This is a genomic window from Actinomadura harenae, from assembly GCF_003696215.1.
GTDB lineage: Bacteria > Actinomycetota > Actinomycetes > Streptosporangiales > Streptosporangiaceae > Spirillospora > Spirillospora harenae.
This window is the reverse complement of the sequence record NZ_RFFG01000005.1, coordinates 89,419-111,631: the sequence shown is the minus strand read 5'-3', so window position 1 is coordinate 111,631 and position 22,213 is coordinate 89,419. Positions and strand designations below refer to the sequence as shown.

Below are 22,213 nucleotides of genomic sequence, written 5' to 3'. Positions count from 1 at the left end.
CAGAGGGCATATGACTCAACGTTTCTCAGAACACCGCACCCACGACGTCCTGGACGGGCTCGACGGCTTCGACGGGGACGAGCCGCTGACCGGCGAGCTCGATCTCGAGGAGCGCCGCGCGCTGCGCCGCGTCACGGGACTGTCCACCGAACTCGAGGACGTCACCGAGGTCGAGTACCGCCAGCTGCGGCTGGAGCGGGTCGTCCTCGTCGGCGTCTGGACCGAGGGCACCGCCGAGGAGGCCGAGAACTCGCTCCGCGAGCTCGCGCTGCTCGCCGAGACCGCCGGGTCGCAGGTCCTGGAGGGCCTCACCCAGCGCCGCATCCGGCCGGACGCGGCGACCTACATCGGCTCCGGCAAGGCCGCCGAACTGCGCGACGTCGTGATCTCCACCGGCGCCGACACCGTGATCTGCGACGGCGAGCTCGCGCCGAGCCAGCTGCGCCACCTGGAGGAGATCGTCCAGGTCAAGGTCATCGACCGGACCGCGCTGATCCTCGACATCTTCGCCCAGCACGCCAAGAGCCGCGAGGGCAAGGCCCAGGTCGAACTCGCCCAGCTGAACTACCTGCTCCCGCGCCTGCGCGGCTGGGGCGGCAACCTGTCCCGCCAGGTCGGCGGACGCGCCGCGGGCGGCGTCGGCATCGGCGGCCGTGGCCCCGGTGAGACCAAGATCGAGCTGGACCGGCGCCGCATCCGCACGCGGATGGCCAAGCTGCGCCGCCAGATCGCCGAGATGGGCAAGGCCCGCGACACCAAGCGCGGCGAGCGCCGCCGCAACATGGTGCCCGCCGTCGCCATCGCCGGCTACACCAACGCGGGCAAGTCGTCCCTGCTGAACCGGCTCACCGGCGCGGGCGTGCTGGTGGAGGACGCGCTGTTCGCCACCCTCGACCCGACCGTCCGGCGCGCCACGACCCCGTCCGGACGGGCTCACACGCTCGCCGACACCGTCGGGTTCGTCCGGCACCTGCCGCACCAGCTCGTCGAGGCGTTCCGCTCCACCCTGGAGGAGGTCACCGACGCGCACCTGGTCGTGCACGTCGTGGACGGCTCCGACCCGGACCCCGAGCGGCAGATCGACTCCGTCCGCGAGGTCTTCCGCGAGATCGGCGCCGACTCGCTGCCCGAGCTGATCGTGATCAACAAGGTGGACGCCGCGGACCCGCTCGCCATCGCCCGGCTCCGCCGGCGCGAGCCGCACAGCGTCGTCGTCTCGGCCCACACGGGCCAGGGCATCGACGAGCTGCGGGCCGCGATCGAGGCCGCCCTCCCCATGCTCGCGCACGAGGTCCGCGTCCTGCTCCCGTACGAGCGGGGCGATCTGGTCGCCGCGATCCACGAGCGCGGAGAGGTCCTCAAGCAGGAGCACGAGGCCGCGGGCACCGTCATGCTCGCCCGCGTCCCCGAGGACCTGGCCGGCGAGCTCGCCCGGTACGAGGACCCCGTCCCCGCGACGTCCTGAAATCCGCCCGGTCCGCTGAACCTCGCCAGGAGTAGCTGAACGTTTCCTGGACGCTCCGATGGTCCTTCGGCTGGTCCGGGGGACGCGCGGCGGCGCGCAGGCGCGTGTGATTGCGGCCCGACGCGAGTTCAGGGAAAGCTGCGGTGAGCGCAGACGCATGAGGAGAACGGGTGTGACCGCACGGTGGTGCGGCCGCACCCGTTCTCTGATCGTTTCCGGACGCGCGGCCGTCGCCGTTAGGTGACAGCTTCTCCATTCCGCTTGACGGGTCTGCCGGAATCCGTACGGTCATAGGACTAAGGGTGGGGTGATGGCGTCGATGAGGTGCGTCCCGGTATTTGGCGGTTTATTGGACGCTGGGCGGGTTATGGCCGGATGCCGGTCATGTTGTGCCTGGTCCGACGTCCATGACCGCCTTCGCCACCGGGGAACTTTCCGGCGGCGCGCGCCGTTGGCCGGGCGAAGGTTGTCCGCCGGGCCTTCAGTGCACTACCGTGACGAAACCGATATCTCCGGTCTCGTTGCTCAAGGTGATCATTCGATCACCCATTCCCCCAGTGGTGAACCGCCGGCACCCAGTCGGCGCTCCGTATCGAGAGCAGGTGGCCAAGTCCATGGCGTCAGACCGCACGCCGCGCGGCGTTCCCAGCCCCATCGGGCGGTGACCCCGTGACGGTCAGGCTGCTCACCAACATCGGACGTCTCTGGACGGGCACCGACGTCTGCAGCAACGCCGCCGTCCTGATCCACGACGACCGCATCGTGTGGGCGGGTCCGGCCTCCGACCTTCCGCAGAGCGTCCCCGGCATCATCGACGACATCGTCGACGTCGACCACGTGGAGAACCTCGGCGGCGGCCTGGTCACGCCCGGCCTCATCGACGCCCACGCGCACCCGGTCTACGCGGGCAACCGCTGGGCCGAGCTCGCGATGCGCACCAGCGGCTCGTCCCACTCGGCCATCGCGGCGGCCGGCGGCGGCGTCAACTCCACCGTCACCGTGACCCGCGGCACCGACCCCTGGACGCTGTGCAACGGCGTCCGCGAACGGCTCCGCCAGTGGATCCTCGCGGGCACCACCACCGTCGAGGCCAAGACCGGCTACCACCTCACCCGCGACGGCGAGCTCGCCGACATCCGGATGCTGCGGTCGCTGGAGTCCGAGCCGTCCATGCCGCGCATCCACGCGACCTTCCTCGCCGCGCACATCCTGCCGCCCGAGTACTTCGGCCGCCGCCGCGACTACATCGAGGCCGTCCGGCAGTGGGCCGGTGACGCCGCCGTCGCGGGCGCCGACTCCATCGACGTCTACTGCGACGAGGGCCACTTCACCGCCGAAGAGGCGCGCATCCTGCTGCTGACCGGCAAGCGCAACGGCCTCAAGGCGCGCATGCACGCCTGCGCCAACGAGCGCGTCGGCGCGGCCCAGGTCGCCGCCGAGGTCGGCTGCGCGTCCGCCGACCTGCTCACCCAGGCCAACGACGACGACGTGAAGGCCCTCGCGCACGCGGGCGTCACCGCGACCGTCTGCCCGGGCAGCGCCCTCAACTCGTCCCGTCCCGCCGCCCCCGTGCGCACGATGCTCGACCGCGGCGTCACCGTCGCGCTCGGCACCGACCACAACCCCGGGCAGTGCGGCATCACGTCCATGCCCCTGGTCATCGGCCTGGCCGTCGCCATGTACGGCCTGTCGGTCACCGAGGCCCTCCGCGCCGCCACCCTCGGCGGAGCCGCCGCCCTGCGCGTCGGCGACCGCGGCTCCCTCGCCCCCGGCATGCTCGCCGACCTCGTCCTCTGGGACGCCGACCACGAGGGCGCGTTCGCCTGGGCCTTCGGTCTCCGCGCGCTCCGCGTCTGGCGCGGCGGCGTCCCCGTCCAGCCGTAGCCCTGAACCCGGCCCGGGCCGTCTCCGGACGGCCCGCCTCCGGCTGGTAGCGCCATCGACCTGGGTTCAGGGCGCGTGTTCGTTCCTGTCATGGTGCAGGCCGTCACAGATGGAGACAAGTCGGTCACCCAGGCCCGGCCGCCCGGAGTAGCCTCGCCCTTATGGGCAGTGCGGTAGCGGTCGTCACGGACTCCTCGTCCTACCTTCCCCCGGACCTCGCCGACCCGGACGCGGTCACGATCGTCCCGCTGCAGCTCGCCGTCGGCGGCGACGTCCGTGACGAGGACACGACCACGACCGCGGAGACCGCGCGAGCGCTGCGCGAACAGCACCGGGTCACGACGTCCCGGCCGTCCCCTTCACGCTTCGCCGCCGCGTACGCGGACGCCGCCGGGTCCGGCGCGTCCGCCGTGGTCTCGGTGCACCTGTCGGCCTCCATGTCGGGGACGGTCGAGGCCGCACGCCTCGCCGCCGCCGACGCGCCCGTGCCCGTCCATGTGGTCGACTCCGGCACCATCGGCATGGGCCTGGGGTTCGCGGTCCTGTCCGCCGTCGCGAAGGCCCTGGACGGCGGCTCACCCGCCGAGGTCGTGGCGGCCGCCGAACGGCGAGCCGCCCTGACCCGGTCACTCTTCTACGTCGACAACCTCGAACACCTGCGGCGAAGCGGGCGCATCGGCGCCGCCGCCAACCTGCTGGGCTCCGCGCTCATGGTGAAACCGCTGCTGGACGTCTCGTCCGGACGCATCACCCCGCTGGAGAAGGTCCGCACGACGTCCCGGGCCCTGGCCCGGCTGGCCGACCTCGCCGTCACCGTCGCCGAAGCCGCCGGCCGCCCCGTGGACCTGGGAATCCAGCACCTCGCGGCGTCCGCCCGGGCCGAGACGCTCGCCGCCGACCTCCGGAACCGCGTCCCGAACGTGGCGGACCTCCACATCGGCGAGGTCGGCCCGGTCATCGGCGCGCACGTGGGTCCGGGCATGCTGGGCGTGGTCGTCGCGCCACTGCCCTGAGGCACGGACTGCTACCTGGACCCGGCCCGTCGGCAGCGTTCGACCCATCCCGCCTCGTACTCGACTCCCGCTTTGGTCCCGAGACGGATACCGCGAGGCATCGGCCATGCCGGGATATCGCCCTTCCGAACGTGCTTGACCTCGAACAATGAGACGCACCGCGCAGTTGGCGTATCTGGACCGGAAAACACGTAGCCCGCTAAAACGATCTTTCCGTCCGGCTGTGGCGGAGTTGTGGTGACCTCGGTGGCCGCGGCGGCGAAACCCGCGCGCCATGCGGGGCCTCTCACGTTGATCACCGGACCTCGCCCCGAATCCGCCGACACGAGGCCGACAAGAATGACCGCGACAAGCCCTGCCATCCGTGTCATGACCGGCAATCTACCGATCACCGCCGACAGTTGCCGATGATCTTGGTCCCTTCGCTCGGAATCGCCGTCTCACCTGCGAGAACGGCGGTTATCCACAGTTCGCCGCCTGGCTTTCGTTCGGCGGTTCGGGTCTCTAGCGTCTTATGCATGGACATTCTCAACACGGCCCCACCGGCCGCGCACTTTCGTTCGACCCCCACCCGCCCCGGCTTTCCCGGGCCGCCCGCCGCCCCTCCGACCGGCCCCCTGGGCGCCTTGTCAACCGACGCGAGCATCGCCCCTGGTGCGAACCTTCGCCCCGGCACGACGACCCGTCCAGCCCCGGAGCCGCACGGCGAAATGAGTGCGTCCCCGGCCGAACGCTCCCACGTGGACCAGCAAGCCTGGCCCGCCGCGGCGGCCACTGACCAGGCCCCCTTCTCACTCCCAGGCGCCGAGGCAGACCCAGCGCACCACACAAGGCCACCGATTCGCCTCGGACGTCCAGCGGACATCCAGCCGCCTCAGGACCAGGCCCCGCCGTCCCCTTTCCAAGACACGACCTTGAGAGAGCCGTCAGAGGACGCGGACGCCGAGCGCCCAAGACGGCGCCTCCTCGGGACGCCTCCGCACACGACCCCACACGCCTCCAAAGATCCGCCGACGCACCCAGCCGAACCGCTCTCCGCCCGCATCTTCGCCCGCGCCCGTGGCCTCCTCGAACGTGATCGCCTGGACCCTGGGATGGGCGGCGTCCGGGCGCTGGTGATCGTCGGGGTCATCGCGGTACTCGTCGCGGTCGGCTATCTCTGGATGGCGCGCCCACGCCCCGAACCGGTGACGGCGTCCGCCGCGGTATCGCCGTCCCTGTCGGTGTCGGCGAGCGAGACGAGCACGACCGTCGCGTCCGGCCGCCCCTCGGCGGGGCCGCAACTGGTCGTCCAGGTGATCGGCAAGGTCCGCCGTCCAGGCGTACTGACCCTCGCCGCCGGATCCCGCGTGGCCGACGCCCTCAACGCCGCCGGAGGAGTCCGCCCCGGCACCGACACCGGCGCCCTGAACCTCGCCCGCAAACTCATGGACGGTGAACAGATCGCCGTGGGCATCCACCCACCCGCGCCCCCACCAGGCCAAGGCCCGGCCCCGCCCACCGGAACCACCCCGGGCATGCCTTCAGGGACGTCGGCCGGAACCCCGCTCGACCTGAACACCGCGACCGCCGAACAACTCGACCAACTCCCCGGAGTGGGCCCCGTCCTGGCCCGCCGAATCATCGACTACCGCACCCAACACGGCCCGTTCCGCAGCGTCGACCAACTCCAGGAGGTCCCCGGCATCGGAGCCCGCCGCCTCACCGACCTCAAACCCCTCCTCAACACCACAGGCTGACCCACCCACAACCACAGCGACGCCTCGAGCGGCGGCAACGACGACCACAGCGATGGCAGGCGACGGCCGTAGCGAAGCGACCGCAGTGAGCATGGGCCCACCGGATGCCGTCGGCTTCGTCTCTGGTCCGCGGCTCGATGCAGGACACCTGTCGTGAACATGCCGCGCGTGGTCATTCGGGCCGGGACCACAGGGAGACGGGCAAGGTCACGCCGGCTCCCAGCCAGCGTGATCGTTCCCGGCGAGCCAGATCAGAAGCGCCGCCAGCCAGCCCGCAGAGTTCCACACCGCACCAGTGACGGTGTGGGCCCACATCACCGACACCCGCGACCACACGCCGGCGCCCAGACGAACCTCCATCAGGACCAAGACCAGCGGGGCGTCGCACCCGCAGTGTCTTCAGCACCGACGACACGGGTGCCTTCAGCTCCGGAATCCGGAGCACATGGCGTCCATGGCGGCCCTCGCCGCTGGAGTCAGGTGCTGCTTCGCCTCGGACACCAACCACAAGGAGGGAAATGAACCCGCTTCGCCCAGGCACACCGCGACTGCGTCTACCTACACCCCGACAAGCGGCAGCGTCTGCACAGGCACCAGCGTCCGCGTGGGTCCCAGACCCCGCGCAGACACCAGCGTGCGCGCAGGCGCCAAGCCCCGCACAAGCGCCCGCGCCCGCGCCCGCGCCCACGGCCGCGCAAGCGCCAGCCCTGGTGTCAGCGCCAGCCCTCATGCGAGCGCCAGGCCCCGTGCAAGCGATGCGCCGCCGAGCCGGGCGGCGGCGCGTCGTCAGATGCCCCAGTGCGACGTCCTCGACTGCATCGGCGACCTTTACTCCGCCGGAACCCACTTCCAGGCCGTCGGAGCGGACGAGGGTCTGCCGCCGATGTACATCAGGCCCTGCGCGAGCGTCAGGTCTCGCGGGAGCGCTGGGCCCGTACGAACGCGAAGCCCCGTGCAAGCGTCAGGTTTCGCGCGTTCGTCAGGCTCCATGCAAGCGGCAGGACCCGCGCAGGCGCGAAGGGGCATTGAGGTGACCACGTCCGTGGTGGCGCCGGGGCGTGTGAAGGCACATGGGTCCACGGCTGCGACCGAGTTAGTCCGGGTGCGGGGGGACGAAGGGGTGCTCGAGGGCACGGAGGCTCCGGACGCGGCGGCCGCATCTGGAGGAGGCGGCGGGCTCCTGCGCACGTCTGCATCCACAGGTGCGTCCGCCTCTGCAGGCGTGTGCGCGTCTGCCAAGGGTGAAGGAGGGCGACGGAAGTGAGTGGGGATGTGGGGGGAACGGGGCCCATTCAGGGTTCTGCGCCACCGGGCGCTGCGGCGGAGGGGGAGCATCCGGCGGTTGAGCATGACTTGCGGTTGATCGGCCCGGCGTTGGGTGCGTGGGCTGGTGCCTTCGTCTGCTTGGGCCGGTCCGCGTGGGTGTGCTACCTGCTGGCCGGGGTCTGTGCGTTTGGAGCGTGCGCGCTTCTCCTGCGTGCTCGCTTCAGACGAGCGCATGGTTCGTTCGAGCGGCGTTCACAGAGGGTCGGTGCGGGATCGTCTGTGAGGTTGGGCGAGTGGGGAAGTCAGGGCGGAGCGAAGGGGCCTGAGCGGACGGGCGGGTTGGTGAGACTTGGCCGGTTCGTGGGGCGGCGTGGGGTCGGGAGGCGGGTGCGGGCGGGCGGGCCGGGACGTCGGGACGGCAGCTCGGCTGAGGACTGGTTGGTGGTCGGGGGAGTCGTGTTGTTGTGTGCCACGGCGTCCGCGACCGGGGTGGGGCTTCGGACGTCGGCGGTGCGGTCGGGGCCGGTGTTCGCGGGGGCGCGGGCGCATCACAGCGCGGCGGTGGTGGTCGTCGTCACGAGCGATCCGAAGACCAAGCAGGTCGGTGGACGGGAAACGGTGATCGTTCGAGCACGGGTGGAGCGGTATGAGGGACGTGGGCGAGGTGTGCGGACGAGGGTTCCGGTCTTGCTGCTCGCGTCCGGCCGGGAGTGGAGTGGGCTGGTTCCGAGTGTGAAGGTCCGGTGCGTGGGACGGCTCGCTCTGCCCAAGCGGGCGGAGTTGCTGGCGGCGGTGGTGCTCGTGCGCGGGCCGCCGTCCGTGATGAGCGGACCGTCGAAGATTCAGCGGGTCGCGGGAGCCGTCCGCGCGAAGCTGAGGCGGGCGGCCGACGTCCTGCATCCGGACGCGCGAGGCGTGCTGCCCGCCATGGTCGTCGGTGACACTTCGCGCCTCGATCCGGACCTCGCCGAGGACTTCACCACGGCCGGACTGAGCCACCTTCTCGTCGTGTCCGGGGCGAACCTGGCGATCGTCGTCGGTGCCGTGCTGGCGCTCTGCCGGATGGGCGGGCTCGGGAGGCGGGGCGCGCCACTGATCGCGGGAATCGCGGTCGTCGGGTTCGTTGTGATCGCACGTCCGGATCCGAGCGTGCTGCGCGCTGCGGTCATGGCGACCATCGGTCTGCTGGCCCTGTTCACGGGACGTCCTCGCCAGGGTGTGCCCGCACTGGCCGGGGCTGTGCTCCTGCTCGTCCTTGTCGATCCGGGATTGAGCCGGTCGTACGGGTTCGCGCTCTCGGCCGCGGCGACGGCGGGGCTGCTCGTTCTCGCCCCGGCCTGGCGCGAGCGGCTCCGGCGACGGCTGCCCGACTTCGTGGCGGACGCCCTGGCCGTCGCGGTGGCCGCCGAGCTGGCGGTGGCCCCGATCCTGGTGATGATGTCGGGCGAGCTGGGCGTCGTATCGGTGGCCGCCAACCTGCTCGCCGATCCGGCGGTCGCGCCGGCGACGCTGCTCGGTGCCGCGGCGGCGGTGGTCGCGCCGTTCTCCCCGTCCCTCGCCGGTCTCGTCCTCTGGCCGGCCGAGTACCCCGTGCGGTGGATCATCTGGGTCGCCAGGACGGCCTCGACCCTGCCCTATGCCACCCTGCCATGGGCGAGCGGCGCGTTGGGTGCGGCAGGCCTGCTCACGGCAGGTGCCATCACCATCGCGATGCTGCGCTCGCGACGCCTGCGACTGTTGTTCGCGGCCGCGATGGCGGGAGTCCTGGCGGGGGTCGTGTGCATGCACGTCCTCGCTCCCGGATGGCCCCCGCCGGGCTGGCAGCTCGTCGCATGTGATGTGGGCCAGGGGGACGGTCTCGTCCTGTCAGCGGGCCCAGGTCGCGCCGTTGTTGTCGATGCCGGGCCGGACCCGAGTGCGATGGACGGCTGTCTCCAGCGTCTCCATGTCCGCGAGGTGCCGCTGCTGGTCCTGACGCACCCGCATGCCGATCACATTGACGGTGTTCCGGGCATCCGGCACGGACGACGCGTCGGACTGGTGCTGGTCACGCCCCTGGGGTTCGGCCGCGAGGCCCGCTTCGCGGGTGGCGTCCCCCTTCGTCCCGCCGGCCCCGGCGACAGCTGGCATGTCGGAGACCTGGCCCTGACCGTCCTCGCGCCCGCCACGTCCAAGCCCCGGCTCACCGCGCAGGACGAGGGCACAGTCATGAACAACGCCAGCATCGTCCTGGTCGCGACCCGTCCCGGCTTCAGCGCCCTCCTGCCAGGCGACGTCGAAACCGAGGCCCAGCAAGCCCTGGTCTCGGCTGTGCCGCATGTCCAGGTCCTGAAGGTTCCCCACCATGGCTCACGAAGCCAGCACCGTCCCTTCCTGGCCGCCGCCCACGCCTCGATCGGGCTGGTCTCCGTGGGGAAGGACAACGACTACGGCCACCCGTCCCCCCACACCGTCGGCCTCCTCCAACACCTCGGGATCCGCGTTCTTCGCACTGACCGGCAGGGAGACATCGCCGTCGTACGAACCCGCACAGGCATCGCCACCGTTGCCCGCCATTGACCGTCAAGGGAGCACCCGTGCCTCCTCACCGGCCCCACGCCGTCAGCCGGCCCCGAGAGGTCACATCGGACTGGACAAAGCCAGTTGATGCAGGTCCCCCTGAGGGCGGTGTTTGGGCTGTCGGGTCGGGGTGGGGGGAGGGGTGTGGCATTGTTGGGGGGTGCCAGTGGACGCCATCACTTTGATCGTCGGGGACGAGGAACTGCTCGTTGAGCGGGCGGTCGGGGACGTGGTCGCCGGGGCCCGGGCGGAGGATCCCGAGACCGAGGTCATCGACCTCGTGCCCGGGGGGATGGAGCCGGGACGGCTGGCGGAGCTGACGTCGCCCTCGCTGTTCGGCGGCGGGAAGGTGCTGGTGCTGCGGTCGTCGCAGGATCTGAACAAGGATCTCGCGGCCGAGGTGCTGGGCTATGTGAAGAATCCCGCGCCCGATGTGGCGCTCGTCGCGGTGCACGCGGGCGGGGCCAAGGGGAAGGCGCTGGCGGACGGGCTGGCCAAGGCGGGCGCCCGGAAGATCACGTGTCCGAAGGTCACCAAGGCGGGCGAGCGGATCGACTTCGTGCGGGCCGAGATCCGGCGGCACGGGGGGAAGATCTCCGCTGACGGGGCGCGGACGCTGGTGGACGCGGTCGGGAACGACCTGCGGGAACTGGCCGCCGCGTGCAGTCAGCTGGTCGCCGACACCGGCGGGAAGATCGATGATGCGGCGATCGCGCGGTACTACCGCGGGCGGGCCGAGGTCAGCGGGTTCACCGTGGCGGACAAGGCCATCGAAGGGCAGCTCGCGGACGCGCTGGAGCAGCTGCGGTGGGCGCTCGCGACCGGAGTCGCGCCCGTCCTGATCGTGAGTGCCCTGGCGCAGGGCGTGCGTGGGCTCGCGAAGGTCGGGGGCGCGCCTCGGGGGGCTCGAGGGGCGTCGCTGGCGAAGGACCTGGGGATGCCCCCGTGGAAGATCGACCGGGTGCAGCGTCAGCTGCGCGGCTGGTCAGGGGACGGCGTCGCGCGGGCTCTCACCGTGGTCGCCGCGGCCGACGCGCAGGTCAAGGGCGGTGCGGCCGACCCGGCGTACGCCCTGGAGAAGGCGGTCTCGGACATCGTCGCGGCCCGTTCCGCGCGCTGATCACCGTTCGTCCCACCCTGCTGGGGTTCGTTGGGCTCGCCTATGCCGTTCTTCGTCGAATGGGCTGCTGTGCCTTGGTCGGCAGGTCGGCAGGTCGGCAGGTCGGCACCTGTGATGTCGGTCATCCACGTGCCCTGTTCCGTCCGCTGGCCCTGTTTGTCCCGTGTTCGGCGGCGTTCGCCGGCTGGTTGGACCCCCCACTCGCCGGACGCCGGCGTGGCCCGGTTGGCCCCATTCCTCCCTGCTTCACATGAACCGTTGCCGCCCTACTGACATGGCTCGGTCGGTGGGCTGGCGGCCGTTGGGCCGTGGTGGGTTCAGGGGGCGTGGAGGGTGGTCAGGAGGGTGGTGACGGTGGGGTCGGGGGTGCGGTCGGGGTGGTGGAGGGTGTGGTACGGGACGGGTGGGAGGTCGGTGATCTCCCGGTGGACGAGGCCCGGGGGCGCGGGGACGCAGCCGTTCACGACGGCGAGGCCGGCGCCGAGGGTGACCAGGTGGAGGATGAGGGGCCAGCCGGACGCCTCGACGGCGACGGTCCAGGGGACGTCGGCGGCGCGGAGGGCGCGTTCCAGGGAGGCCCGGTGGGGGCCGTGCGGGGGCGGGACGATCAGGGACGTCCCGGCGAGGTCGGCCAGGGTCAGGGTGGGGCGGGACGCCAGTGGGTGGACGGCGGGCATGGACAGGACCTGCGGGAACGTCGCCAGAGGCGTCGCGGTGAGGTCGGCGGGCAGGACGTCCAGGACGGCGACTCCGACGTCGGCGGCGCCGCTTCGGACGGCCGTGAGGACGCGTGAGCGGTCGCCGTTGACGAGGCGGACGCCGGTGGCCGCGTGGAGGCGGCGGACGGCGGGGCCGAGCAGGTACAGGTAGGCGCCCTCGCCCGCCGCGAGCACGGGGACGCGGGTCCGGGACGTCCCGTTGAGGTCGGACAGGAACGTGGACATCCGGTCGTCCAGTTCGCGGGCGAAGCGGGCGACCCGTTCGCCGTCCGGGGTGAGGGCGAGGGCGCGGCCCTGGCGGCGGTAGAGGGGGCGGCCCAGGTCGTCCGCGAGTTTGCGGATCTTGGTGTGCAGGGCGGGCTGCGAGATGTGCAGGTCCTCGGCGGCGCGCGTGAAGTTGAGGTGCGCGGCGAACACGGCGAAGGAGGCGAGCGCGTCGGTCGACAGCCGTTCCATAGGCACAAACTATAGATGGCGGCTCAAGAGATAGTTCTGCTCGAGCTTCGGGGTCGCGACGCTGGACGCATGGAACCAAGGCTCGGCGTTGATTTCGGACGCGTCATTCAAGGTGGTCCGCTGTCGCCGGGGAAGGCCGACACGGTGTTTCTGAGCGGGACGTTGCGCGACGCGCTCGCGTCCCCGCCCAACGAGGGTGCGTTCGAGGGCCTGGAGGAGCTGGTCCGGCTGTTCGGTGGACGGGTGTGGATCATCTCCAAGTGCGGTGAGCGCGTGCAGCGGAAGACGCTGGCATGGCTTGATCACCACGATGTCTCCGGACGGACCGGAATGCCGCGCCGCAACGTCCGGTTCTGCCGCAAACGGGCGCAGAAGGCCGTGCACTGCGCCCAGCTCGGCATCACGCACATGATCGACGACCGGGTCGACGTGCATCGGGCGCTGGCCGGGGTCGTGCGGCGCCGGTACCTGTTCGGGCCGCAGGACGGGCCCGTCCCCGAGCGGCTGCCCAACCCCCTGACCTGGCCGGAGACGGTCGCGATGATCCGCGCGGATCTGGTGGCCTAGCGGGTCAGGTAGCGCGGCGGGACGTGGGCGACGAGCCAGACGCCGTTCTCGCTCAGGCGGAACTCGTGGCCGTCCGCGGCCATCTCGGCGGCGGCCACCGTGAGGACGACCGGGACGCCGCGGCGGGCGCCCACGCGCTCGGCGGTGGCGCGGTCGGGGGACAGGTGGACGGCGTGCCGCCGCATCGGCAGCAGGCCCTCGGTCATGATCGCGTCCAGGGCCGCAGGGACCGTCCCGTGGTAGAGGGCGGGAGGCGGCGGGACGCTGGGCAGGCCCAGCTCGACGGGGACCGAATGCCCCTGGTTGGCACGGATCCGGTGGCCGTCATAGGCGTAGCGCCGCTTGTCGTTGGCCGCGACGACGTGCTCGAGCTCGGCCCGGGTGATCGGGAAGCCGTGCCGCCGGGCGGACGCGAGGAGATCGTCCACATCGGCCCAGCCGTCCTCGGCCAGGGTCAGCCCGATCCGCTCCGGACGGTGCCGCAGGTGCTTGGCGAGATACTTCGAGATCTTCACCAGGCGGCGTTCGTCCATGGCCGCCACGGTATCCGGGGAAAGCAGAACGACGAGGCCGTCATCCCGCGCCGGGATGACGGCCTCGTCGTGAAGCCTGAAAGCGGCCTTACTTGGCCAGCTCGGCGGCGCGCTTGGCGATGGCCGACTTGCGGTTGGCGGCCTGGTTCTTGTGGATGACGCCCTTGCTGACGGCCTTGTCGAGCTTGCGGGCGGCGTCGCGCTGCGCGGCGGCCGCGGCGTCGGCGTTGCCGGCCTCGGCGGCCTCGCGGAACTTGCGGATCGCCGTCTTCAGCTCCGACTTGACGGCCTTGTTCCGCAGGCGAGCCTTCTCGTTCTGCTTGTTCCGCTTGATCTGGGACTTGATGTTAGCCACGTCGTAGTGCCTCAGCCTTGGTTGCGATCCTGTTCCCGGCACGCGACGACCGCGCGCCCGGAGATGTACGAACGTTGAACGGGGCGGACGGTGCCCCTCGGCACGACGCTACGCCACACGCAGTCGCACAGCTTACCAATCCGTGAGCCCAGGCCAAAACCCGGCCCGTCGGAACGGGCTCCGGGGCGGTGCACGGAGCATCCCCCTGGACATGGGACCATGGAGGACGGTAGAGGAAGTCTGCCATGTCCTGTCCACCAGTGAGTTTGCGAACGGATCCCGGTGCCTGCGCCTGAGCCCAACAAGACCGACCCCGCGATCATCCGCAACTTCTGCATCATCGCGCACATCGACCACGGCAAGTCGACCCTGGCCGACCGGATGCTGCAGCTCACAGGGGTCGTCGACGAGCGCTCGATGCGCGCCCAGTACCTCGACCGGATGGACATCGAGCGCGAGCGCGGCATCACGATCAAGTCGCAGGCGGTGCGGCTGCCCTGGCGGGGCGAGGACGGCACCGACTATGTCCTGAACCTGATCGACACCCCCGGCCACGTGGACTTCTCCTACGAGGTGTCCCGGTCGCTGGCGGCCTGCGAGGGCGCGATCCTGCTGGTGGACGCGGCGCAGGGCATCGAGGCCCAGACGCTCGCGAACCTGTACCTGGCGCTGGACGCCGACCTGCACCTCATCCCGGTGCTGAACAAGATCGACCTGCCCGCCGCGCAGCCGGAGAAGTACGCCGAGGAGCTCGCCGGGATCATCGGCTGCGACCCGTCCGACGTGCTCAAGGTGTCCGGCAAGACCGGCGAGGGCGTCGCGGAGCTGCTGAACCGCGTGGTCGAGACCGTCCCGGCGCCGGTCGGCGACCCGGACGGCCCGGCCCGCGCGCTGATCTTCGACTCGGTGTACGACACCTACCGCGGCGTGGTCACCTACGTCCGGATCGTGGACGGCCACCTGTCGCGGCGCGAGAAGTCGCTGATGATGTCGACCGGCGCGGCGCACGAGACGCTCGAGGTCGGGGTCATCTCGCCGGAGCCCAAGCCGGTCAGCGGGCTCGGCGTCGGCGAGGTCGGCTACCTGATCACCGGTGTGAAGGACGTCCGGCAGGCGCGGGTCGGCGACACCGTCACCGGCGCGACCCGGCCCGCCGCCGAGGCGCTCGGCGGCTACCAGGACCCGAAGCCCATGGTGTTCTCGGGCCTCTACCCGATGGACGGCGACCAGTACCCCGACCTGCGGGACGCGCTCGACAAGCTGCGCCTGAACGACGCGGCGCTGGTCTACGAGCCGGAGACGTCGGCGGCGCTCGGGTTCGGGTTCCGCTGCGGCTTCCTCGGCCTGCTGCACATGGAGATCGTCCGGGAGCGGCTGGAGCGCGAGTTCAACCTCTCGCTGATCTCCACCGCGCCGAACGTGGTCTACCGCGTGGTGATGGAGGACGGCACCGAGCACGTCGTCACCAACCCCAGCGAGTTCCCCGAGGGCAAGATCGGCAACGTGTACGAGCCGGTGGTGAAGGCGACGATCCTCACCCCCTCGGACCACATCGGCGCGATCATGGAGCTGTGCCAGGGGCGGCGCGGCGTGCTGCTCGGCATGGACTACCTGTCGGAGGACCGGGTCGAGATCCGGTACACGATGCCGCTCGCCGAGATCATCTTCGACTTCTTCGACCAGCTGAAGTCCCGGACCCGCGGCTACGCCTCGCTCGACTACGAGCCCGCGGGCGAGCAGGAGTCGGACCTGGTCAAGGTCGACATCCTGCTGCAGGGCGAGTCGGTCGACGCGTTCAGCCAGATCGTGCACAAGGACAAGGCCCGCGAGTACGGCCTGCTGATGACCTCCAAGCTGAAGGAGCTCATCCCGCGGCAGCAGTACGAGGTGCCCATCCAGGCCGCCGTCGGCGCGCGCATCATCGCGCGCGAGAACATCCGCGCCATCCGCAAGGACGTCCTCGCCAAGTGCTACGGAGGAGACATCTCCCGTAAGCGCAAGCTGCTGGAGAAGCAGAAGGAGGGCAAGAAGCGGATGAAGACGATCGGCCGTGTGGACGTTCCACAGGAGGCGTTCGTCGCCGCGCTGTCCACCGGTGAGTCCTCGTCGTCCGCCGCCGACAAGGGCGGCAAGAAGTAGCCCTCCGCCTTTGATCGTCCGAAGCGGCCCTGCTCAGCGGGGCCGCTTCGTTCGTAGGGGGCCGGTTCGGCGTCCGGCCCGGGCTCGGGCCGTGTCCGCGCGGGCCGGTGGACCTTCCTCCGGGGCCATGCGGCTTTGCCCAAAGCGGTGGTGACGCCGCGCCGCGAGGACAACACTGTCCGTCGTGACGCACACCCTCCTGCACCAGGTTCTGGTGTCCGATCTGGTCATTCCGGTCGGCCTCGCCCAGCTCGGCGGCCAGGAGTCCCTCACCGGCTTCGGCGCACGCCTGACCGACGACACCTGGCTGCGCTGCGACCTGATGGTCTTCCGCAAGGAGCAGGCCGCGGGCGACCAGTGGTTCATCCGCGGCGCCCCGCTGCTGGCCGTCGAGGTCGTCTCCCCGGCCTCCCGCGCGGCCGACCTCGGACCGCGGCGCGCCCTGCTCGAGCGCTCCGGCGTCGACGCCTACTGGATCGTCGACCTGCGCGGCGACGAGCCCTGCCTTCAGGCCTTCGAGCTGGACGACACGAGCCGGTACGCCGAGCGCGCGATGGTCACCTGGGGACGCTCCGCCAAGCTGACCGTCCCGTTCGACATCGAGCTGGCCCCCGACCAGATCTTCGAGCGGCAGCCCCGCCGCACCGTCCCCGGAAGGAGCCCCGCCGTGCCCGACCCGGCGTCCGAGCCCGACGACCCCATCGCCCGTCGCGTCGGCCCCGATCTGCCGCATGGTGAGGACCCGATCCTCATCGACGCGTTCGGCCACCGCTGGCCGACCGGCGCGGAGAAGGTCGAGCTGTGGGACGGCTGTCCCGTGTTCTACGGCGAGTGGGACGACCGGGACGTCGAGATCGCCCGCCGCGCCTACCCGGGACGCGTCGTCCGGCTGGACCAGGAGCCCGGCGAGCCCGGCACGATGACCGTCCTGCCGGGCCCGTCCGAGGCGGAGCCGGCGCCCGAGAGCGAACCCGCGCAGGAGGCCGGGACCGCGCCTGCGGCCGAAGGGGAAGCGGGCTCTGGGGACGCGTCCTGAGCGGCGGCTACTTGATGAGGGGCCAGGCGATGAAGACCGGCACCTGGCGGAACTCGCCCCGGTTCGCGGCGCGCGCCGCGTAGACCAGGAAACCCATCACGACGCCCGAGAACAGCACCAGCAGCCATAGGATCGCGGGGAACATCAGGGAGATCAGGCCGCCGAGGGCCCAGACCGCGGCGGACGCGATGCCCATGTTGAGGCCCTGCGCGGCGTGCCGCCGGACGAACGGGTGCCGGGCCTTGCCGAGGTAGACGACGGCGGGGGCGATGACGGAGACGAGGAACTGCCCGATGTAGGCCATCAGCGCCCACGTCATCTCGTCGTAGCCGATCTCGCCGTAGTGCTCGGGCTCGGGCGGCGCCGTGGTGGGTGGCGCGGCGGCGGGCGGCGCGCTCTGCCAGCCGCTCTGGACGGCGCCGGCGGGAGGTTGCTGCTGTTGCCAGGCCTGCCCGCCGGGCTGCCCGAAGCCGGACTGTCCGAGGCCGGCTTGTCCGGGGCCCGGCTGCCCGGAGCCGGGTTGGCCGGGGCCGGGCTGTCCTGCCGGGGGCTGTTGCCAGCTCTGGGGGGACGGCTGCTGCCAGTCGCGTCCGCTCTGCTGCCATGGCTGGTTCTGCGGCTGCTGCTGCCAGGCGCCGGGTTGCTGCGGAGGAGGCCCGTAGGCCATGCGGTGCGTCCTCTCCGGGGTGCGGCGAAGGGTGAGGGAGAAGTGTACGACCCTTACGACGCCGCCACAGGCGCCCCGGTTCCGGCGCTCCGCGTCTCGACCCGGTCACGGGCCCGGCGGTTCGGTGAGGCCGGAAGGGACAGGCCCCCGGGCCGACAGCCCAGGGGCCCGTCCCTTGTCTCAGGAGTGCCAGAGGACGGCGGACGGGGCGGACGGGGACACCGTCGCCGAGCCCGTCCAGGTGATGCTGGAGTTCGCCTGCGGCAGGTAGTTCCGGTCGAGGAAGAAGCCGCGGCGGATCGAGGTCACGGTCGCGGACGCGCCGTTGTCGCCGTCGCCGGTCGGCTGCCGGACGGCCTCGACGGACGCGACGTCGGCGACCGTCGTCCCGGCCGGGAGCTCGACGGTCGTGGCGGGCGAGCCGTCCCGGCTGATCGACCACGACGGCACCGAGTGGTCGGAGCGGTAGAGGCGGGACGGGTCGCTCTTCAGCCGGACGCCGAGGCTCACGCCCGGCGCCGACCCGGTGCCGGGCGCCGCGCCCGTGGTCTTGGTGAACTCGAGGTACAGGTAGGTGCGCAGGTCGCCGACCGCCTGGGTGTCCGGGGAGGAGGGGTTCTCGATCTTGCCCTCGCGGTCCATCTCCTGGGCGGTGATGCGGTACGTCCAGGGGTTCTGGTCCATGAGGTACTCGCGGGCGCGGTCGGCCGGACGCGTCGCCGTGGTGTCGAGCAGGAAGCGGAGCCTGGCGTCGGGGGTGGCCGTGTCGCACATGTTGTTGTTCAGCGTGCAGGTCTGCATGACCGGGTGGTCGCCCTCGTAGCGGCCCGTGAACCCGAGGGTCTGGTGCTCGGGGGCCTGGTAGACGGCGGTGCTCGGGACGCGGTTCCCGGCGGCGTCCACCTCGACGCGGTACACCCACTCGATGTCGGTGGTGCGGCCCCAGCGGGCCATCAGCGCGGGCGTGTCGGTGCCGCCGTCCTCGTTGCTCCAGATCACCGAGTACTCGAGGACCTTGTGGCCGGGCGTCGCGGCGGGCAGCGTCTCGTGCCACGCGACGAGCGGGGCGTCGGTGTAGGCGTTCTGGTACGGGTCGCCACCGGGCCTGCCGGACGCGTCGAGCGTGCGTCCGACGACGATCGGTGCGTGCCGCAGGACGAGCTGGTCGTCCTTGGGCTGGCGCACCTTGGGCTTGGACAGCACGACGCGCCGCGCCTCGGCCGCTGAGCCCTTGGCCCACCGGAACGTGACCTTGTGGCGTCCGTGCCGGACGGTTCCGAGGCCGAGCGTGCGGGGCGTCGGGTCGGCGGACGGGACGAGCAGGTCGGTGACGTGGCGTCCGTCCACCGAGACCGCGAGGAGCGCGGCCTCCGCGCCCTTGCGGGCCCAGGACACGCCGGGGGCCGAGACGGTGAAGCCGATCACCGCCTCGCCGTCGCGGGCGGCGGTGAACGCGACCGAGCGGGCCGGGCCGGACCGTTCCACGACCAGCCCGGACGCGGCGGACGTGGACGCGGCGGATGCGGCGGAGGCGGAGGCGGAGGCGGAGGCGGACGCGGAGGGGACGGTGACGAGCGGGACGGCGGCGAGTCCGGCCGCGAGGCCGAGGGTGAGGTGGCGCAGGCGAAGGTCCATGTGCCCGGAAGCTAGGCGCGGTTGATTGCGACCCGGTGAAAGGAAGATCCCCGGTGTGTGTCGGGTTCGTGGGCAACTGGCGAACCGGACACTCTTTCATGGCGTCCCGGCTAGCGGAGACCGTCGGCCAGGGGAGCCGGGAACTCCAGGGACGCCCCGATGAACGCGAACGACTCCGGAGCGTCGAGCGGACGGCTCAGCCGGAGGCCCATCGCCGGAAGGTGAACGGACGGCCCGTGCTCCTCGACCTCGTGCCCGAGCTCGCGGAACAGGCCGGTGACGTCGGCGGCGGGTTCGTCGAGCAGGTCGATGCCGTCCAGCCGGGGACGCAGTTCGGGGTTGCCGGCCCAGCCGGGCGGGCGCCCGACGTGGACCTGGCCGAGCCGCTCCACGCCGTCCGAGCCGATACCGGTGGACGCCTGGAGGCTGCCGCGGCCGATCCGGATGTCGCGGTGCCCGTCCCAGCCGCACAGGAACCGGGAAAGGGGAGGCGGGCTGCCGCAGCTCTCGGCGATGGCGGCGAGGGTCGTCCAGACGTCGGCGGCCTCGGTGGAGAACAGCAGGTGGTGGTCCGGGAGCAGCACGCCGCGGCCCGGCTGGAAGGTGACCACGAACGGCGGGACCTCGCCGGGGAACCGCGCCGGGTCGGGGTCGCGCAGCGTGACCAGGCCCTCCCACTCGACCGGATCGCGCACCGCGAACCAGGAGATCTCGGTCTCCACACCGAGCTCGGCGAAGGTCCGGTCGGTGATCCTCCGGCCGACCAGCTCGCGCAGGCCCTCGGCGGCCTCGGCGAGCTGCCGGGACCACCACGGCGGCTCGCCCTCGCGGCGGCGGACGCCGGTCTGCCAGCGCACGCCGGGCCCGGGCAGCCGCTCGTCGGCGGACCGGCCGCACTCGGAGACGACCGTGCACCCCCAGCCGTCCTCGTCGCCCCGCAGCAGCACCCGCGCCGGTACCAGACCCCGTTCCCAAGCCACCCCGCGACCCTATCCGCCCCGGATGCCCGAAACCGCGCGCCCACCGCAGCCCCCGAACGCCGCGGCCCCGAGCCTCGCGGCCCCCGCCGGGACGGCCGGTGAGGAGGGCGTTCGGGATGATCACGGTGGGATATCCGAGATGTCCGGCAGGGCGACGGAGCGTGTTGGGGGCGACACGGCGGGCCGAGCTTGGCCTGCGCCGGGATGTCGGTACCGTCGTCAGAACGGCCCGGCCGCCCGGTCCGGGACGCCACGGGGCGCCGGTTCGCATCCGATGTTCCCGCCGCTCCCGTAATGTCCGGAGGTTCCACCGTGACCCACTCCGAGCAGGTTCTCCGCAGCCCACGCGAGCGGGAGGCCGTGAACGGCGCCGTCCGCGCGCTGCGTGCGGCGGCCCCGGAGACCTGGGAGCGGCTCGGGCTGGAGTTCCGCGCGACGGTCGGCATCGACAGCGCCACCTTCGAGATCGTCGACACGGACGGCCGGACCCGCACCGCGATGCCGCCCGGCCAGGCCGTCGGCCGGATGGACGAGCTGCGCCGCGCGATGTACCGGCGGGACAAGGGCGCCTGGTTCACCGCGAGGCTGTCGGTCGAGCGGTCCGGCCGGTTCAGCGCCGAGTTCGACTACGACACCGAGCCCGACTTCAGGCCGCCGCTCGGGCCGTCCGCCTACCGGCAGGACCTTGATCGTTTCCCGCGCGCGGACGAGCACATCCCGGGGTGGCTGCGCGCCAAGCTCCGCCAGGCCGGGCTCTTCCCCGCCCGCTGAGCCGACCTGACCCGACCTGGCCCGACCGGGCCGGACCGCGCCCGTGATCATGGCGGCCCCGGCGACGTTCCGAGCAGGGCGCCGGGCGGGGCAGACTTGGAGGGTGCCCTCGACCCTTCCCGACGGAGATCCCGTCCCCGCCGACGGGGCGCTGCCCGGCAGCGCCCTCGCGGGGCTGGGTGCGCGCCCGTTCGCCTTCTACGTCCACGTGCCGTTCTGCGTGACCCGCTGCGGCTACTGCGACTTCAACACCTACACGGCCACCGAGCTCGGCCCCGGCGCGAGCCGCGACTCCTACGCCGAGACCGCCGTCGCCGAGGTCCGGATGGCCCGCCGGGTGCTGGGTGAGGCGGATCTTCCCGTCGAGACGGTCTTCGTGGGCGGCGGCACGCCGACCCTGCTCTCCCCGGACGATCTGGGCCGCGTCCTGGACGCGATCGACAAGGAGTTCGGCCTGGCGCCGGGCGCGGAGGTCACGACGGAGGCCAATCCCGAGTCGGTCGACGAGGAGTACCTCGCGCGCCTGCGCGAGGTGGGCTTCACGCGCGTCTCGTACGGGATGCAGAGCGCGCGGGAGCATGTCCTGAAGGTGCTCGACCGCACGCACACGCCCGGACGCGTCCCGCAGGTGGTCGAGTGGACGCGCGCCGCCGGATTCGAGCACGTCAACCTGGACCTGATCTACGGGACGCCGGGGGAGACCGACGGCGACTGGCGGGCGTCCCTGGAGGCGGCCCTCGCGTGCGAGCCCGACCACGTCTCGGCGTACGCCCTGATCGTCGAGGACGGCACGCGGCTCGCCGCGCAGGTCAGGCGGGGTGAGCTGGCCGCTCCGGACGACGACGCGATGGCCGACCGCTACCTGATGGCCGACGAGATGCTGTCCGCGCGGGGCCTGCGCTGGTACGAGATCTCCAACTGGGCGAAGGACGCCGACGCCGCCTGCCGCCACAACCTCCTGTACTGGACGGGGGCGGACTGGTGGGGCGTCGGCCCCGGAGCGCACAGCCATGTGGGCGGGACGCGCTGGTGGAACGTCAAGCACCCGGCTGCCTACGCGTCCCGGCTCGCCGAGGGGGTCACCCCCGCGCACGCGCGCGAGATCCTCACCGACGAGGACAGGACCGTCGAGCGGATCATGCTGGAACTGCGGCTCGCGGACGGCTGCCCGGTCGACCTGCTCGACGACGGGGCCGTCCGGAGCCTGGTCGCGGACGGCCTGCTCGAGCCGGTGGACGACGGCCGCGCGGTTCTCACCCTGCGCGGCCGCCTCCTCGCCGACGCCGTCGTCCGCGACCTCACCTGAGCG

Annotated in this window: 17 protein-coding genes; 11 read left to right on the top strand and 6 right to left on the bottom strand. The window is 71.9% G+C overall.

The window, feature by feature from the left end; all coding sequences use genetic code 11:
- The first annotated feature begins 10 nt into the window (after positions 1 to 10).
- The 6 genes from hflX to holA all read left to right on the top strand — a co-directional run bounded on the left by hflX (position 11) and on the right by holA (position 11,046).
- Positions 11 to 1,465 carry a GTPase HflX gene (hflX, locus tag EBO15_RS04425; RefSeq protein WP_122192997.1) on the top strand — a complete coding sequence of 485 codons (1,455 nt, stop codon included), beginning with the start codon at positions 11 to 13 and terminating at the stop codon, positions 1,463 to 1,465.
- 669 nt (positions 1,466 to 2,134) lie between these two features.
- Positions 2,135 to 3,349 carry an imidazolonepropionase gene (gene hutI / locus EBO15_RS04420; RefSeq protein WP_122192996.1) on the top strand — a complete coding sequence of 405 codons (1,215 nt, stop codon included), beginning with the start codon at positions 2,135 to 2,137 and terminating at the stop codon, positions 3,347 to 3,349.
- A gap of 161 nt (positions 3,350 to 3,510) precedes the next feature.
- Complete coding sequence (locus EBO15_RS04415) at positions 3,511 to 4,362, top strand: DegV family protein (protein WP_122192995.1); 852 nt, start codon at positions 3,511 to 3,513, stop codon at positions 4,360 to 4,362.
- Between the two features lie 1,094 nt (positions 4,363 to 5,456).
- On the top strand, positions 5,457 to 6,101 hold the full coding sequence (locus EBO15_RS45120; RefSeq protein WP_199744322.1) for a ComEA family DNA-binding protein: 645 nt from the start codon (positions 5,457 to 5,459) through the stop codon (positions 6,099 to 6,101).
- 2,013 nt (positions 6,102 to 8,114) lie between these two features.
- Positions 8,115 to 9,926, top strand: a complete 1,812-nt coding sequence (locus EBO15_RS04400) for a DNA internalization-related competence protein ComEC/Rec2 (protein WP_233615931.1) — start codon at positions 8,115 to 8,117, stop codon at positions 9,924 to 9,926.
- 160 nt (positions 9,927 to 10,086) lie between these two features.
- Positions 10,087 to 11,046: a DNA polymerase III subunit delta gene (gene holA, locus EBO15_RS04395; RefSeq protein ID WP_122192993.1), complete on the top strand. Its 960-nt coding sequence runs from the start codon at positions 10,087 to 10,089 to the stop codon at positions 11,044 to 11,046.
- Positions 11,047 to 11,363: 317 nt separating this feature from the next.
- Here holA and EBO15_RS04390 read toward each other — a convergent pair whose 3' ends face one another.
- Positions 11,364 to 12,221: a LysR family transcriptional regulator gene (locus EBO15_RS04390; RefSeq protein ID WP_267898378.1), complete on the bottom strand. Its 858-nt coding sequence runs from the start codon at positions 12,219 to 12,221 to the stop codon at positions 11,364 to 11,366.
- Positions 12,222 to 12,290: 69 nt separating this feature from the next.
- Here EBO15_RS04390 and EBO15_RS04385 point away from each other — a divergent pair, with 69 nt between their 5' ends.
- The gene (locus EBO15_RS04385) at positions 12,291 to 12,788 is read left to right on the top strand and encodes a hypothetical protein (protein ID WP_122192991.1); all 498 of its coding nucleotides are present in this window, start codon (positions 12,291 to 12,293) and stop codon (positions 12,786 to 12,788) included.
- Here the strand turns inward: EBO15_RS04385 and EBO15_RS04380 are convergent.
- A complete protein-coding gene (locus EBO15_RS04380) occupies positions 12,785 to 13,321 on the bottom strand; it encodes an RNA 2'-phosphotransferase (RefSeq protein WP_122193042.1) in 537 nt (178 codons plus the stop codon). The genes EBO15_RS04385 and EBO15_RS04380 overlap by 4 nt on opposite strands.
- Positions 13,322 to 13,409: 88 nt before the next feature.
- Positions 13,410 to 13,676 (bottom strand): 30S ribosomal protein S20, encoded by a 267-nt coding sequence (gene rpsT, locus EBO15_RS04375; protein WP_122192990.1) that lies wholly within the window; start codon positions 13,674 to 13,676, stop codon positions 13,410 to 13,412.
- A 282-nt stretch (positions 13,677 to 13,958) separates the two neighbouring features.
- Between rpsT and lepA the strand changes: the two genes are divergently transcribed.
- Positions 13,959 to 15,815 carry a translation elongation factor 4 gene (gene lepA, locus EBO15_RS04370; protein ID WP_122192989.1) on the top strand — a complete coding sequence of 619 codons (1,857 nt, stop codon included), beginning with the start codon at positions 13,959 to 13,961 and terminating at the stop codon, positions 15,813 to 15,815.
- Positions 15,816 to 15,999: 184 nt separating this feature from the next.
- A complete protein-coding gene (locus tag EBO15_RS04365; protein ID WP_122192988.1) occupies positions 16,000 to 16,851 on the top strand; it encodes a Uma2 family endonuclease in 852 nt (283 codons plus the stop codon).
- 7 nt (positions 16,852 to 16,858) lie between these two features.
- On the opposite strand, the gene EBO15_RS04360 is transcribed toward EBO15_RS04365, so the two are convergent.
- The 3 genes from EBO15_RS04360 to EBO15_RS04345 all read right to left on the bottom strand — a co-directional run bounded on the left by EBO15_RS04360 (position 16,859) and on the right by EBO15_RS04345 (position 20,133).
- On the bottom strand, positions 16,859 to 17,518 hold the full coding sequence (locus EBO15_RS04360) for a DUF4870 domain-containing protein (protein ID WP_122192987.1): 660 nt from the start codon (positions 17,516 to 17,518) through the stop codon (positions 16,859 to 16,861).
- Positions 17,519 to 17,698: 180 nt separating this feature from the next.
- Positions 17,699 to 19,153, bottom strand: a complete 1,455-nt coding sequence (locus tag EBO15_RS04355; protein ID WP_158628130.1) for a hypothetical protein — start codon at positions 19,151 to 19,153, stop codon at positions 17,699 to 17,701.
- Between the two features lie 110 nt (positions 19,154 to 19,263).
- Complete coding sequence (locus EBO15_RS04345; RefSeq protein WP_147481376.1) at positions 19,264 to 20,133, bottom strand: hypothetical protein; 870 nt, start codon at positions 20,131 to 20,133, stop codon at positions 19,264 to 19,266.
- Positions 20,134 to 20,445: 312 nt separating this feature from the next.
- On the opposite strand from EBO15_RS04345, the gene EBO15_RS04340 reads away from it, so the two are divergent.
- Positions 20,446 to 20,904 carry an antitoxin YezG family protein gene (locus EBO15_RS04340; RefSeq protein ID WP_122192984.1) on the top strand — a complete coding sequence of 153 codons (459 nt, stop codon included), beginning with the start codon at positions 20,446 to 20,448 and terminating at the stop codon, positions 20,902 to 20,904.
- Between the two features lie 103 nt (positions 20,905 to 21,007).
- Positions 21,008 to 22,210: a radical SAM family heme chaperone HemW gene (gene hemW, locus EBO15_RS04335; protein ID WP_122192983.1), complete on the top strand. Its 1,203-nt coding sequence runs from the start codon at positions 21,008 to 21,010 to the stop codon at positions 22,208 to 22,210.
- Positions 22,211 to 22,213 lie beyond the last annotated feature (3 nt).